This is a genomic window from Shewanella sp. Koi 1 (assembly GCF_052907445.1).
The window spans coordinates 4,456,838-4,470,919 of record NZ_JBREJM010000001.1 but is presented as its reverse complement, the minus strand read 5'-3'; the positions used below and the strand labels follow the sequence as shown (position 1 = coordinate 4,470,919).

At 50.7% G+C, this 14,082-nt stretch carries 16 protein-coding genes; 8 read left to right on the top strand and 8 right to left on the bottom strand.

Annotated elements, in window-relative coordinates; translation table 11 throughout:
* The first annotated feature begins 20 nt into the window (after positions 1–20).
* Positions 21–2,207, top strand: a complete 2,187-nt coding sequence (gene katG / locus ACUZ8J_RS19650) for a catalase/peroxidase HPI (RefSeq protein ID WP_446694716.1) — start codon at positions 21–23, stop codon at positions 2,205–2,207.
* Positions 2,208–2,292: 85 nt separating this feature from the next.
* Here katG and ACUZ8J_RS19645 read toward each other — a convergent pair whose 3' ends face one another.
* The 4 genes from ACUZ8J_RS19645 to ACUZ8J_RS19630 form a co-directional block, all read right to left on the bottom strand.
* Entirely contained in the window at positions 2,293–3,507 is a 1,215-nt protein-coding gene (locus ACUZ8J_RS19645) for a 4Fe-4S binding protein (protein WP_446694715.1), read from the bottom strand.
* 208 nt (positions 3,508–3,715) lie between these two features.
* Positions 3,716–5,449, bottom strand: a complete 1,734-nt coding sequence (locus ACUZ8J_RS19640; protein WP_446694714.1) for a sensor domain-containing diguanylate cyclase — start codon at positions 5,447–5,449, stop codon at positions 3,716–3,718.
* A 244-nt stretch (positions 5,450–5,693) separates the two neighbouring features.
* Entirely contained in the window at positions 5,694–6,347 is a 654-nt protein-coding gene (locus ACUZ8J_RS19635; RefSeq protein WP_011627465.1) for a DUF2959 domain-containing protein, read from the bottom strand.
* A gap of 29 nt (positions 6,348–6,376) precedes the next feature.
* Positions 6,377–6,598 (bottom strand): hypothetical protein, encoded by a 222-nt coding sequence (locus ACUZ8J_RS19630; protein WP_446694713.1) that lies wholly within the window; start codon positions 6,596–6,598, stop codon positions 6,377–6,379.
* 81 nt (positions 6,599–6,679) lie between these two features.
* Between ACUZ8J_RS19630 and ACUZ8J_RS19625 the strand changes: the two genes are divergently transcribed.
* The 6 genes from ACUZ8J_RS19625 to azoR all read left to right on the top strand — a co-directional run bounded on the left by ACUZ8J_RS19625 (position 6,680) and on the right by azoR (position 10,971).
* Positions 6,680–7,693, top strand: coding sequence for a virulence factor BrkB family protein (locus tag ACUZ8J_RS19625; RefSeq protein WP_446694712.1), 1,014 nt, complete (start codon positions 6,680–6,682; stop codon positions 7,691–7,693).
* Between the two features lie 62 nt (positions 7,694–7,755).
* On the top strand, positions 7,756–8,712 hold the full coding sequence (locus ACUZ8J_RS19620; protein WP_446694711.1) for an alpha/beta fold hydrolase: 957 nt from the start codon (positions 7,756–7,758) through the stop codon (positions 8,710–8,712).
* On the top strand, positions 8,709–9,311 hold the full coding sequence (locus tag ACUZ8J_RS19615) for a hypothetical protein (RefSeq protein ID WP_023268220.1): 603 nt from the start codon (positions 8,709–8,711) through the stop codon (positions 9,309–9,311). Before ACUZ8J_RS19620 ends, ACUZ8J_RS19615 begins: the two co-directional genes overlap by 4 nt.
* Before the next feature lie 15 nt (positions 9,312–9,326).
* Positions 9,327–9,764: a D-aminoacyl-tRNA deacylase gene (gene dtd, locus ACUZ8J_RS19610; protein ID WP_023268221.1), complete on the top strand. Its 438-nt coding sequence runs from the start codon at positions 9,327–9,329 to the stop codon at positions 9,762–9,764.
* A gap of 39 nt (positions 9,765–9,803) precedes the next feature.
* Positions 9,804–10,241 (top strand): thioesterase domain-containing protein, encoded by a 438-nt coding sequence (locus ACUZ8J_RS19605; protein WP_039978581.1) that lies wholly within the window; start codon positions 9,804–9,806, stop codon positions 10,239–10,241.
* A gap of 133 nt (positions 10,242–10,374) precedes the next feature.
* A complete protein-coding gene (gene azoR / locus ACUZ8J_RS19600; RefSeq protein ID WP_109287123.1) occupies positions 10,375–10,971 on the top strand; it encodes an FMN-dependent NADH-azoreductase in 597 nt (198 codons plus the stop codon).
* Positions 10,972–11,032: 61 nt separating this feature from the next.
* Here the strand turns inward: azoR and ACUZ8J_RS19595 are convergent, their stop codons facing one another.
* From ACUZ8J_RS19595 to ACUZ8J_RS19585, 3 genes are all read right to left on the bottom strand, one after another.
* The gene (locus tag ACUZ8J_RS19595) at positions 11,033–11,197 is read right to left on the bottom strand and encodes a hypothetical protein (RefSeq protein ID WP_446694710.1); all 165 of its coding nucleotides are present in this window, start codon (positions 11,195–11,197) and stop codon (positions 11,033–11,035) included.
* Positions 11,198–11,238: 41 nt separating this feature from the next.
* Positions 11,239–11,562 (bottom strand): rhodanese-like domain-containing protein, encoded by a 324-nt coding sequence (locus ACUZ8J_RS19590; protein ID WP_208661162.1) that lies wholly within the window; start codon positions 11,560–11,562, stop codon positions 11,239–11,241.
* Between the two features lie 94 nt (positions 11,563–11,656).
* Positions 11,657–12,232, bottom strand: a complete 576-nt coding sequence (locus ACUZ8J_RS19585) for a helix-turn-helix domain-containing protein (RefSeq protein WP_446694709.1) — start codon at positions 12,230–12,232, stop codon at positions 11,657–11,659.
* Between the two features lie 134 nt (positions 12,233–12,366).
* On the opposite strand from ACUZ8J_RS19585, the gene ACUZ8J_RS19580 reads away from it, so the two are divergent.
* Positions 12,367–13,554: a benzoate/H(+) symporter BenE family transporter gene (locus ACUZ8J_RS19580; RefSeq protein WP_446694965.1), complete on the top strand. Its 1,188-nt coding sequence runs from the start codon at positions 12,367–12,369 to the stop codon at positions 13,552–13,554.
* Between the two features lie 57 nt (positions 13,555–13,611).
* Here ACUZ8J_RS19580 and ACUZ8J_RS19575 read toward each other — a convergent pair whose 3' ends face one another.
* Positions 13,612–14,067: a GNAT family N-acetyltransferase gene (locus tag ACUZ8J_RS19575; protein WP_446694708.1), complete on the bottom strand. Its 456-nt coding sequence runs from the start codon at positions 14,065–14,067 to the stop codon at positions 13,612–13,614.
* Positions 14,068–14,082: the final 15 nt, after the last annotated feature.

Below are 14,082 nucleotides of genomic sequence, written 5' to 3'. Positions count from 1 at the left end.
GCTAAGTAAAGGAATATTCAATGGACAAGACTCAAAGCTCCCAAGGTAAATGCCCCGTGATGCATGGGGCAAATTCAGCGGTCGCCAGCAACAATATGGATTGGTGGCCTAAGGCACTTAACCTCGATATTTTGCACCAGCACGATAAGAAGACGGATCCTATGGATCCTAAGTTTAACTATCGCGAAGCCTTCAACAGCTTAGATCTCGCCTCGGTGAAGCGCGACCTCAATGCCTTAATGACCGATAGCCAAGATTGGTGGCCCGCCGACTGGGGACACTATGGTGGCCTGATGATCCGTATGGCATGGCACTCGGCCGGGACCTATAGAGTTGCCGATGGCCGTGGCGGCGCGGGAACGGGCAATCAACGCTTTGCTCCACTCAATAGCTGGCCCGATAACGCCAACTTAGACAAGGCGCGCCGTTTACTCTGGCCGATTAAGAAAAAATACGGCAATAAACTCTCATGGGCGGATTTGATGATCCTCGCGGGCAATGTGGCCTACGAGTCTATGGGCCTAAAAACCTATGGTTTTGCCGGTGGTCGAGAGGATATTTGGCACCCAGAGAAGGACATTTATTGGGGCTCTGAAAAACAATGGTTAGCGCCGACGGAAAATCCCAACAGCCGTTATTCGGGCGAGCGTGACCTTGAAAACCCCTTGGCCGCCGTGATGATGGGACTGATCTATGTGAATCCAGAAGGGGTTGATGGTAAACCCGACCCCCTACGTACCGCCCAAGATGTGCGTGTCACCTTTGCACGAATGGCGATGAATGATGAAGAAACAGTGGCCTTAACCGCGGGTGGCCACACTGTGGGTAAGTGCCATGGTAATGGCAAGGCGCAGGATCTTGGCCCCGAGCCTGAGGGCGAAGATCTTGAGGCTCAAGGTTTAGGCTGGCTCAACAAAAAAGGCCCAGGCATTGGCGCAAATGCCGTGACCAGTGGCCTAGAAGGCGCTTGGACGACTCATCCCACTCAATGGGATAACGGTTATTTTCACCTACTGTTAACTTACGATTGGGAATTGAAAAAAAGCCCTGCGGGCGCCTCGCAGTGGGAACCGATTAATATCAAAGAGGAAGATAAAGTCGTCTCTGTGGGCGATCCCAATCGCAAGTTTAATCCCATCATGACGGATGCGGATATGGCGATGAAGATGGACCCCGAGTATCGCAAAATCTCCGAGAAGTTTTATCAAGACCCCGCCTATTTTTCCGAGGTATTTGCCCGCGCTTGGTTTAAGTTAACCCATCGCGATCTGGGCCCTAAGAGCCGCTACTTGGGGCCAGAAGTGCCGAGTGAAGAGCTGATTTGGCAAGACCCCATCCCAACCGTTGATTATCGTTTAGATGCCAGTGAGATTGTCGAGTTGAAGGCGAAATTATTAGCCTCGGGGCTCAGCGTATCCGAATTGGTCGCAACCGCGTGGGACAGCGCGCGCACCTTCCGTGGCTCTGATTTCCGCGGTGGCGCCAATGGCGCAAGGATCCGCTTAGCACCGCAAAAGGATTGGCAGGCTAACGAACCCGAGCGGCTGCAAAAAGTGCTTAATGTATTGACCGAATTGCAGGCAAGCCTGAGTAAAAAAGTCAGCATCGCCGACTTAATCGTGCTGGGCGGCGCTGCTGCGATTGAAAAGGCCGCCCACGAGGCGGGAGTGAAAGTGACTGTGCCCTTTATTCCCGGCCGTGGCGATGCGACGCAGGAAATGACCGATGTGGAATCCTTTGCCGTGCTTGAGCCCTTGCACGATGCGTATCGTAACTGGCAGAAAAAGGATTATGTGGTTCAGCCCGAGGAGATGATGCTCGATCGTACTCAATTGATGGGGTTAACTGCCCATGAGATGACAGTACTGGTTGGCGGAATGCGGGTGTTAGGCACTAACTATGGCGGCACGCATCATGGCGTGTTTACCGACAAAGTGGGTGTGTTAACCAATGATTTCTTTGTGAATCTCACCGACATGGCCTACAACTGGAAGCCTGCGGGCAGCAATCTTTATCAGATAGTCGAGCGCAAAACTGGCGCTGTGAAGTGGACCGCTACCCGCGTCGATCTGGTGTTTGGTTCTAACTCGATTTTGCGTGCCTATGCCGAGGTCTATGCGCAGGATGATGCCAAAGAGAAGTTTGTGCATGACTTTGTGGCGGCTTGGACTAAGGTAATGAATGCTGACAGATTCGATCTGGCTTAGTCACTGGCACTCAAGCTTATCGTGACCATAAAAGGTGCAGCTTAGACTGCACCTTTTTTATGTCTCTTATTAACAAATCAGAGAGTTAATGGCCCACTCGGTCAATCACTTGGATAAGTTCCATGCGGATAGCGTCCGGTGTTTGGCTATGCCAGAACCCGGCTAAATAAGCGCCGAGTGGCAGGAGGAAGAGCGCCAATAATAACAAGACTAACAATCCTTTATGGCTAACTCTGTGACCCGATTTAAGGCCAAAACCGAGTGCCGCCGATTTAGGGCAGGCCGCCACACAGCGCATACAGGCTTGGCATTCGTCGCTGCGAACCGTGGTTTTGGTATGCACTATGATGTTGGCTGGGCAGGCGCGGGTGCATTTGTCGCACTTCATACCCTTGGCTTCGATCAGGCAATGCTGAGTATCGCGGCGGATTTTGAGTGGGCTGGCAAAACTTAACAGTCCGAGCATGGCACCATAGGGACACAAGTAGCGGCAAAAACCTTGGCGACGCCATGCGGCGAGGACGAGGATAAGTGCAAAGCAGGCTAAGGTAATAAGCCCTGGTGTGACAAAAAACAGTGCCATCTTAAGGTCGGCAATTTTGTGGTAATTGCCTTGCAGATAATAGGGAATCGATTCACTAGGCATACCGATAACGATGTAAAACAGCCCCAGCAGCAATAAGTATTTCAGCATCCGCAGTGGCCAGTCTAACCATGCGGGCGGCGCCAGTTCGGCCTTGATAAAGTGCTTGCGTAAGGCGTAGAGATATTCGCCGGCAAGCCCTAATGGGCAGGCCCAGCCACAAAAGGCGCGTTTACAGAGTAAGCCCGTGAGTAGCACGGCGGCGAGCATGACGGCTGCGGCGGGATGGGTTTGGTCCCACAGGTTGAGCGTCACTATGGCTTTTAGCTCAATGCCACCCGCGATAGGTAAGAAGGCATCGACGACATCTGGGCGCATCAACCAAGGCACTATACCTTGTTTAAGCTGGATAGCATTGATGCAGTATTGGATGGCGACGATAAATAGTGAGAGCGCGAGCAGATGTTGGCAGCCTTCACGCAGGGTGTTGATTTTTATCTCGCCCTTTAATTCCTCAGGGGCAAACTTGTTGGCAATCAGGCACAGCGGCAAGGCAATGGCTAGGGCGAGCGCCAAAGGCCAGTAGAGGCTAATCGCCACGGCGCCAACACTCAGGAGTAAGGTGGCCACCGCCCCCCATTTTTTACCGCTCCAATAGCTTAGAGACGCGATATACATCAGGGCCAACATCAGGGTGAGAGATTCAATAAAAGTCATGTTAATACTGCAAATAGAATACACGTATTCAGTCTGAGTCGAACTGACGGGATAAGTTTTTGAGCTAAAAGCGAAATTGTGCGGCAGATCCGATATTTACAGCATGCCGTGATAAAAGCGAGCGATAGCTCACAAAGCCGCTGGTTTACCCTATAGACCGAGTGAGCTTTGTAGAGTAGGTGATCTTGTTAGCTCTAGCTGCACAGGGTCAGTTAATACCTTCTTGCATCTCCAACAGATTGATTTTGCAGGATTGCACATTGTTACGGCCCTGATGTTTGGCGCGATACAGAGCATCGTCCGCCCGTTTGATTGTGTGCTCTAGGGGATGGGTAAAATCAACGGCCGCCACCCCAAGACTGAGGGTGACAGTAAACACTTCTTGCGTCTCTGCCATAAAGTTTAACGCGGCGACGGCGATGCGGATCCGCTCGGCACATTGGTGTGCTTCGGTGAGGGACACGTCATGCAGCAACATAATAAATTCTTCACCACCATAACGCGCCACAAGATCGCACTTACGCGCATGCTGTTTGAGGGTGGTGGCAATTTCGATAATGACCTGATCGCCCATTAGGTGACCGTATTGGTCGTTGACCCGTTTGAAGAGGTCGATATCACAGATAATCACCGCCATCGGCTGTTTGGCAATGCTGGCCTGCATGTAGACCAGCTGCGCTTCCTTGTGGAAATGGCCTCGATTAAATAGCTGGGTGAGCGAATCTGTCGCCGCTTGATGCTTAAGCTCTTCCTGCGAGGCTTTGATTTCTTCGAGCAAACGAATGCGATAGGCGATGATGAGGGCAAGCACTAGCGCCTCGAGCATAATGCCCACGCCAACACCGTGACTGGATAAATAATTAAACTCGGCGCGCCCTTTGTAAAACATCACCGCGAGACCACTAAAGCCGACGAACAGGCTGTGGCCGAGAAGAAAATATTTAGCGATGGGATGCCGTTTTATCACCAGCGAAATCGTGACCGAGAGGGTGGTAAACATCATCAAGGCGGCTAAGCTGCTGGAATAATGCAACGCGCCAGTGATGTTGACGACACCATAACAAAACTCGGCCACTAACAGGGCGAGCACAAACACGAGGGCGTAATGCTCAAACCGATAATGTTGCCGGGTCTCGAAAATATCCATCATAAATAAAATCAAAAAGATGGGCATAGTCATCAGGGTGAGGTGCCAATAGAGGCTCGCCGAGCCATAAAACTCGAATACTTCGGCGACCAGCCCGTAGGAGAGTGCAATCCAGATCCCGCCCGAGATTAAGTAGCAGGCGTAAAACAGGTTGTCTCGCTGGCGGGAATACATAAATAACAATAGGTTGTAGATAATCAGCGCCAGTAGCATGCCCACCATAACGGCAATATCGGTAAAGCTGCCAAGCAGCGCCCGTTGTGAGTGTTCCTTGTTGTATAAATCGATAGAAAACCATTGGTGAGAAAAGGATACGCTCTCGACGTATAAGGTTTTCTGTTGCAGTGGCGCGAGAGTAATCTCAAATACCGCAGCACCGCCATAGAGCCAGCCATAGGTGCTGGGGTCGTCGAGGTCGAGTATTCGCTGCTGCGTTTCTTGACCATCGACCATCTCGTACAGGCCAACCTGGCGGTTATGATAGGCGTAAGGATGGTGCAGATACAGGGTTTGCGGGCTATCGCTGGTGTTGACTAAGGGGATTTTGGCCCAAGTTTTGATGGCCGCCGTGCCGAGGGATACGCTATTGGGGGAGTCGATAAAGGGCTGTTGAATCACTTCGGCAAAGGGCATGTTCTCCGAGGTATCGATAAAATACCCCATACGAAACTGAGTAAGGCTGGCCGTATTATCCTGCCATTCAATCTGGGTCGGCAGCGCTTTGGCCGTGAATGTCACCCAAGTGAGCAGCAAGGCCCCCAATGTGATTAAACGCATCCATGTCCCACGGCCCATACTGATTCTCTTTATTAACGTTGAGCTAACAAGTATGCCATAAAGTATCAGTGGCGTGCCGATAATGAAAAAAATCAGCGAGGTTTGGGGATGTTATCGGGTTGAATAAAGCGGGATCAGATGGCGATGGATAAGAGTGGAAGTCGTGGCAAAGCAAGCGGCCAGCAGCAGGCGTAATGAAAGGTTTAGGAGGGTATCGACCTTGCCAGCCTTTGGGGCTGACAAGGCAAGATGACGGCGAGCATTAACCTTTCGAGTTTTCGAGGGCCTCGATAAACTTGGTCGACTCGTTGATCGACTTGTTCATCTCTTTGATAAGCCCAGAGATATCTGTCTGTAGGCTCGCAAATTCCCCTTTAATCGCGCCAATCGCTTGAGCATTCAAGTTATGCTTTAAATACAGCATGTTGTCTTTCATGGCGGTGAGAATGGGCGGCATTTTAGATTCAGCGCGGCGCATGGTTTTCATCAGTTGCTCGTAGGAACGGCGAGTTTCCTTGAGCTTGGTTTCACTGTTGCGGCGCAGGCTGGCTTTGCTGATCTCGCCGATTTCGGCTTGCCATTCATCGAATAGCGCCTCGGCGACATCTTCGACTTTATTGATGCGGTTACTTACGTCATCGGCGGCAGTTTGGGCTGACTCGTATTCATCTTTGGCCTTGTTGTAGGCCTTTTCGAGGTTGCCACCATCGTGGTTGAGCAGGGCTTGCATCTCCTCGAGTGCTGAACTGAACTCTTTTTGGGCATCCTCTTGGGATTCTTTTGCGGCCTTCACTCTGTCGACCATGATGTCGCGCTTGTGGTAGCCCACTTTTTCCATGGCGCCGTAATAGGCACTCTGGCAGCCCGTCAGCAATAGCGTTGCCGCCATCAGGCTTGAGGTGATCAATCTTTTCATTGGGTATTCCGTCACTGAGTCAAATGAAGTTAGTCGGCCTTAAAACGCGCCGCATCGATAATGCTCCAGAGGTGAAAGATAGCACCTCTTACAGCAGGGACCACTAACCACCAGAGGGCATAGCCAACCACAGTGACCACGAAAAACAGCAATGCAGCCAAAATTCGCCCCTGAACCAGTTGACCTAGGCCGGGAAAGAACAGACTAGCGATAGCGGCGATAACATTGCCCGCAGATCCTTGTTGTGACATCAATTCACTCCTTAGACTTGTAAATTAAGTGTTTATTGTACGAAGATAACGAGTCAATACCAACAGAATCAAGAGAAACCCGTGACTAAGAAGATAGAACTGGCACAAATTCAAGTCTTATTCCTCGGGATCTGGCGCTTCCTGCTGCATTTACGCCAGCGTTTAGTGGAAGATCAAATCAATATTCGCGCCGGCCACTTAGCCTATGTCACCCTGTTATCCCTTGTGCCTATGGTGGCCGTGACTATGTCTATGCTGTCGGCTTTTCCTGTTTTTAAGGGGATCCGTGGCCAAATCGAAGCCTTCGTGTACGAGAATTTTCTGCCGGCGGCTGGCGATACGGTACAAGTCTATATCAATGAATTTGTTGGCAATGCCTCTAAGGGGACGGCGGTGGGGATCGCGGCTCTCGTGGTGGTAGCGATTATGCTGATCTCCGCCATCGATAAATCGTTGAATAATATTTGGCGTACTAAGGAAAAGCGTTCTGTGGTGGTGGCCTTTTCCATGTATTGGATGGTGATTACTTTAGGCCCAGTGCTGGTGGGCGCGAGCCTAGTGGCGACTTCCTACGTAGTGTCATTAAAACTGTTTGAGGGCGACGCCTTATCTGGGGTGATGCCATTGTTTATCGAGCGCTTGCCTATGTTGTTTTCGGTGGCGGCGTTTTTGCTGCTCTATATGGTGGTGCCGAATCAAAAGGTGAAGTTTTGGCATGCGCTATTAGGCGCGGTAGTGGCGGCCTTGCTGTTCGAGTTGGGGAAAAAAGGCTTTGCCCTGTATGTGACTAAATTCCCAAGTTATGAAGCCATTTACGGCGCTCTGGCGACCATTCCTATTCTGTTCGTTTGGGTGTATTTATCTTGGATGATAGTGCTGCTGGGTGCCGAAATTACCGCGGCCATGCCCGAGTATTTGGACTATGAGTCCAGTTGCGATATCAACGAAACTAACCTCGATGGTCAGCCTTTAGCGGCGCAGGATACACCCGCCGCGCAGCCAGAAACCACATCCGCCCAATCAGGCCAAGTGCTTGAGACGACAGGCGAACTCACTGCAACCGCGCCGCAATCGTCTACACTGGATAAGCCATAGCTAAGTTCTAGTCATAGCTAAGTTGTCATCCACCAAGACATTCAGCGAGCCTTGTCCCACCTATGATCACTGACGCCCATCAGCTTGCCCCTTTTATCCGCCGTGATTGGTTGATGATGGGCAATGGGCAGCAGTTGCATCTTGCCCAATATGGTAATCCGCAGGGGATCCCACTGCTGTATTTACATGGCGGCCCTGGCGCAGGCGCTAGTACAAGTGAACTGAGTTTATTTAACCCCGAGCACTACTGGATTTTACTGCTAGATCAACGTGGTGCGGGGCAATCACTGCCTGCTGGCGAGTTGGAGTATAATCATTTAAATGGACTTATCAGCGATATTGAGGCGATTCGCATTCACTTAGGCATAGAGCGTTGGTGCCTCGCGGGGGGCTCATTTGGCGCCACCTTAGCCTTAATTTACAGTGGGTTATTTCCCCATCGAGTGATTGCCCAAGTGCTGTGGGCAGTGTTTATTCCCTCAAAGGCGGGTATTGAATGGCTCTATGCCCCCTCGGGCGCAGCGCAGTTATATCCACAGGCATACCGTGAATTTGCTGCACCTTCTATTGGATTGGCGGATTTATTTACGCACTATCAGCTAGGATTTAACGCCCTAGATGAGCAAACTCGTCATGAATTTGCCCGCCGTTGGATCCAATGGGAATTAACCCTAGCGGGCGTACTAACAGGCTTACCGAAGCGGCTTGCGTCACAGCTATTGGCCTTAGCTCAAATCGAGCTGCACTATGCAAAAAACGATTACTTCAATATGTTCAGTGTATTACAACGGGTGACATCTCAAGTCACAGCGCGTACCCTGCTATTACAAGGCACGCAGGATGCCGTCTGTCCGGCACGCTTATTAGCCGCATTTTTGGCAAAAATCGACAACCCTAGGATACAAATTCATACCATTGTCGATGGTGGGCATTCGCTGAATAGTGACATACTCTCACTTGCCGTCACACTCGAGATCCAAGCCATGTGGACTTGGATAAAGCGACAGGAGCTAGCATGAAATTAGCCGTTATCATTGCCGCCATTTTGGGATTAACTGCCTGCGCGGCCACCTCATCTTCCACCCCAGAGTCTCAATCCTCATCTTCAGTGGTCGAGTCCTCTGAGGTGCGCGCTCCTGTGGCACCTAAAGTGGTGCAATTGGCGGGAATGACCAACGAGGCCGCCGCCGATACCTTGTATCAGGCCTTGCTCAATGCCAACTATTTAGCCACCAAAGTCGGGGCGGATAAGGTTGCGGTGCAGTTTGGCAATAATGACTTTATGCTCGAACCCAGTATGAATGCAGCGGGGATTGACCGTATTCTGATGAATCGTTTTTATGCGGTGCATCCACAGTTGCAGGCTAATCCAGAACTGCCCGCGGTGATTGGTGAGCTGAATGCCAAGCTCAATTTTGCTAAATTCGTGCTGCGTGAGCAGGGCGCAGTGATCCAAATCCAAGGCACTGTGACCTTTGCCGATAAGGTCGAAATCGAGGAACTTCGCCGCTTTATGCTGTGGACCGATGGCGGTTTAGCGGAAATTGCCCAGTCATTACCCGAAGGTGTGGAACAGTATCTGCGTCCTATCCCCTTGATGCCCCTCGTTAAGTCTTAATTTAAAGGAAAAGTTGTGATCGCGTTAATTCAAAGAGTGAGCCGCGCCAGCGTGGTGGTGGACAATCAAACCATAGGTGCAATCGATAAGGGCTTGTTAGTTTTACTTGGGGTTGAGCGGGAAGATAACCGCGAAAAGATGGAAAAATTAGCCACTAAGGTGATGAGTTATCGAGTGTTTTCCGATGAAAATGGCAAGATGAACCTCAACTTAACTCAGGCGGGTGGCTCGCTTTTAGTGGTTTCGCAATTTACCTTGGCCGCCGACACAGGTCGTGGTCTGCGCCCGAGCTTTTCGGGGGCGGGTACGCCTGAGCAAGCGCTTGGCCTGTATGAAGACTTTGTCGCATTTTGCCGCGCGCAGGGCGTGACCACAGAAACGGGACAATTTGGCGCCGACATGAAGGTTGAGCTGGTCAACGATGGTCCTGTGACCTTCCATTTACAGGTTTAACCTACAGGACAGTGTGCCAACGGCAGTAAGGACATGCACATGGATGAATTATTAAATCAATTGCGCCAGACCTGGCACAGCACCATTCCCGTCAGCGAGTTTATGCAGATAGCGCCAGTTTCCTTTGTCGAAGGGGAGCTGCGCGTGAGTGCGCCACTGGCGCCGAATATCAACCTGCACAACACTATGTTTGCGGGCAGTATTTATACCCTTATGACCCTCACAGGCTGGGGCATGGTGTGGCTGCAACAGCAGCTTCAACGGGTGGATGGCGACATAGTGTTAGCCGATGCCCATATCCGCTACATGGCGCCCGTGACCTGTGCGCCCGAGGTCAAAGTGCGTTGGCCTGAAACGGATTTAAGCCCGCTGCAACGGGGGCGTAAAGCCAAAGTCAAACTCGAAGTACAACTTTTTTGTGACGACAAACTCTGCGCACAATTCGATGGTTTGTATGTCAGTGTGCCTAAAATGTAAAACCTTTCTAAAAAATCGAAATTAATCTCAAATTTTATCCGCTTTTTTTCTTTTTTATGGGCTAATAAACTAAGTCCATAGAGTCGAGAGCAAGTTGAAAGACTCTTAAGAATTTCAATTTTCGGAGCAGATTATGTCTAAAGTCCTAGTGTTAAAATCCAGTATTCTTGGCGGTTATTCACAATCTGCCTTGTTAGTTGACCACCTGATCGGTAAATGGGAAGACCAAGGCGCGACCATCACAGTTCGCGATTTAGCGGGTAAAGATGTGTTGCCAATGGTTGATGGTGAAATTGCCTCTGGCCTACGTGGCGGCGCTGAGTTAACCGCACGTCAGCAAGAGATGCTCGACCTGTCTAACGCCTTAGTTGAAGAGTTAAAAGCAAACGACACTATCGTGATCACTGCGCCTATGTACAACTTCAACATTCCAACTCAGCTGAAAAACTGGATTGATTTTGTGGCCCGTGCAGGTGTGACTTTCACTTATACCGAAAACGGTCCTAAAGGCTTAGTGGAAGGTAAACGCGCCGTGTTGATCACCACCCGTGGTGGTGCTCATAAAGATGGTCCAACGGATCACATTGTACCTTTCTTAAAAACTTTCCTCGGTTTTATCGGTATCACCGACGTGGAAGTGGTTTATGGCGAAGCGCTGAACATGGGCCCAGAAGCTAACCAAAAAGGGATCAGCGAAGCTAAAGCCAGTATCGATAAGTTAGCGGTTTAATCGTAAAGATAATAAAAAATGCCAGCGTAAATGCTGGCATTTTTGTTTGTGCAGAACACAATTATTCGCACAGTTTGCAGCCAAGGGAGATGGCGCTGGTTTCGATATAGCGAACCTTAGTGCTTGCTTGGCCACGGTTACGGCTCACGCTGTAGCGGGTTTCGCGAACCACTTTGGGCTTAGGCAGTTGTTCGCCGCTAGTTGGGCGTGGGCACTTTGTTGTCATCTGCACCTCCTCACGCATAGTTGATCTGCTTGGCTTAGGTTTTAGCTTGGCTGGCAACAGACTAAATCTTTTAGCGAACCACCGTTCACCACACATTCAAAACCATTAGCTTTTAAAATATCGCAGCCCTTTTGGGCACGGATACCCGCGCCGCAGTAAAGCACAAAGGGATGCTGTTTATTGTCAACCTGATGTAACCATTGGTCGAGCGTTGGCAGCGGCACGTTGATGGCCTGAGGCAAATGACCCGAGGCAAACTCCTCCGGTGAGCGCACATCGATAACGCGCGCACCTTGATCAATCAATTGCCAACATTTTTCACCGTTGCTGCTACCAGATAATTTAGCCAGTAAAGATTGAAACATAGCTTTGCCTCTATGATTAGAAAATTTTCAATAAGTTTATTCTAATGGATTGGCGGGCGCAAGCCGCAATCTGTTGGCGCTTGGCTTGTCGGCGTTACTCGGTGGCTGGCGCTGCTCTGTGGTAGTGGATTAGATCATGAAACACCACGGGTTGATCGCTTAAGTTACGGTAACCATGGGGTTTATCGGCGGCAAAGCGCACGGCTTCCCCCTGCTGTAATGGTTGCCACTGGCCATCGACTAACACTTCCATTGTGCCGCTCAGTACGATCACATGCTCGGTCACACCCGCCTCATGGGGCTCTGAGAGGCGCTCATAATGCGGCAACAGGGTGAGTTCAAACATTTCAAAACCAAAGCGTGGTTCAAAGGGAAATAGCGACGCCACTAACATGCCGTCGGTTGCAGGTTTTTGGCGTAATGCATCGGCGTTACGAAAGACCGCGCCTTGGCTCTCGGGTGTCGGCTCCAGAAAAGTTGAGAGTGAGATATTAAAACCGCTAGCGATTTTCCACAGGGTAGCAATGGTGGGGCTAGATTCGCCGCGCTCAATCTGGCCTATCATGGCCTTGCTTACGCCTGTCTCGAGTGCCGCTTTATCTAAACTCCAACCCTTTTGGCTGCGCAGTTGTTTTAGGGTCGCGGCAAGATAGCTGTTGATGGTCTGCATGAGGTTATGACGCTTAAAAAAATTATTTGTACGTTATAACGCACAGGTGCTATCTTGTCCATCTCGTGCGTTATAGCGCACAAATAATTAATGGTGCGATGATCAAGGCAAGGGTAGGAATAGGAGTAGGGATGATGTGGCGCGAGGCTTTAGGACTATCAAAAATATCGGCGGGCTTTATTGCTGTGCTGGTGGGCTACAGCAGTTCGGCGGTGATTATCCTGCAGGCGGCGGATGCCGTGGGCGCGACATCGGCACAGATGAGTTCATGGCTGTGGGCCTTAGGTGTTGGCATGGGGCTCACCAGTATTGGCCTGTCTCTCTACTATAAAAATCCGGTGCTTACGGCATGGTCGACCCCCGGGGCGGCGCTGATGGTCACTAGCCTTGCGGGATTAAGTATCAACGAAGCCGTCGGCGCCTTCCTGATTAGCTCTTTGTTGATCACCCTATGCGGCTTGGCGGGTTGGATGGATAAGCTTATTCGTATCATGCCGCAGTCAGTCGCGTCGGCCATGTTAGCGGGGATTTTACTGCAGTTTGGTTTAGGACTGTTTCAAGCAATGCAGACTCAACTGAGCTTAATCCTATTGATGTTATTAGTGTTTGTTGTGCTTAAGCCCTGGGCGCCGCGCTACATTATGTTACTCACCCTCGTCGTGGGGATAGGGATGAGTTATCAATTGGAGCTACTGCAACTCGATAAGCTTGAGTTGCAATTCGCGGCTCCCGTATGGATAGCGCCTGCGTTTTCTGTCACCAGCGTAGTGGGTGTGGCGCTGCCCTTATTTGTGGTGACTATGGCCTCACAAAATATGCCTGGGGTAGCAGCGCTCCACGGCCATGGTTATCGTCCGCCTATCTCGCCATTAATTACCGTGACGGGTCTGATGGGGGTATTGTTTGCCCCCCTTGGCGGCTTTGCCTTTAACTTATCCGCCATTACAGCGGCGATTTGCATGGGTAAAGAAGCTGACCCAAATCCCGCGACCCGTTACTGGGCGGCTGTGTGGGGCGGCGTGTTTTACTTTATCACTGGCTTACTTGGCGCCACTGTAGTTGGCCTCTTCGCCGCATTTCCGAAGGAGTTGGTGCTTGCGATTGCAGGATTAGCTCTGCTTGGCACCATAGGTAACAGTCTAACCGCCGCGCTTGCGGATAACGACGAACGAGAAGTGGCGGTGATTACGTTTCTTGTCACCGCATCGGGTGTGAGTGTATTGGGGATTGGCAGCGCCTTCTGGGGATTATTACTCGGATTTTTAATGCATTACTGGCACAAGCATCGCGCCTTAACCACAACTAAACAGGCAAAAACTTAGCTGTGGCTAGGTCTAGACTGAGGTTCGCTACCTTAGTGGATTGATGTGTGCAGAGGCCTAGAGCCTTTTGGTCATAAACAGGCTATTGGGGTCGAGCACGTAATCGGCAAAGGGGCCGCACAGCTCGAATCCAAATTTGGCATACAGGTTACGGGCAGGCTGGAAAAAGGCCATCGAACCTGTCTCTAGGCTCAGGCGCTGCACACCTGCGGCTTTGGCATCATTGATCAAGTGCTGCAATACCTTAGAAGCGATCCCTTGTTGTTTGTAGGTGGTGGCGGTACGCATCGATTTGATCTCCGCATGCTCGGCATCTAACCATTTTAGTGCACCGCAGCCCGCCAGATTGCGGCCATCCCACAGTGTCCAAAAGCGAATATTGGGTTGGCGCAGGCCATCAAGGTCTAGTGCGTGCACACTTTCTGGTGGCGAGGTTGCCCGCATATCTTCAAGGTGCTCAGTTAAAAGTGCTGCAATTTCAGGCCCTTTTAGATCATCTAGTATTATTTTCATTGTTGCTCTCAAGAT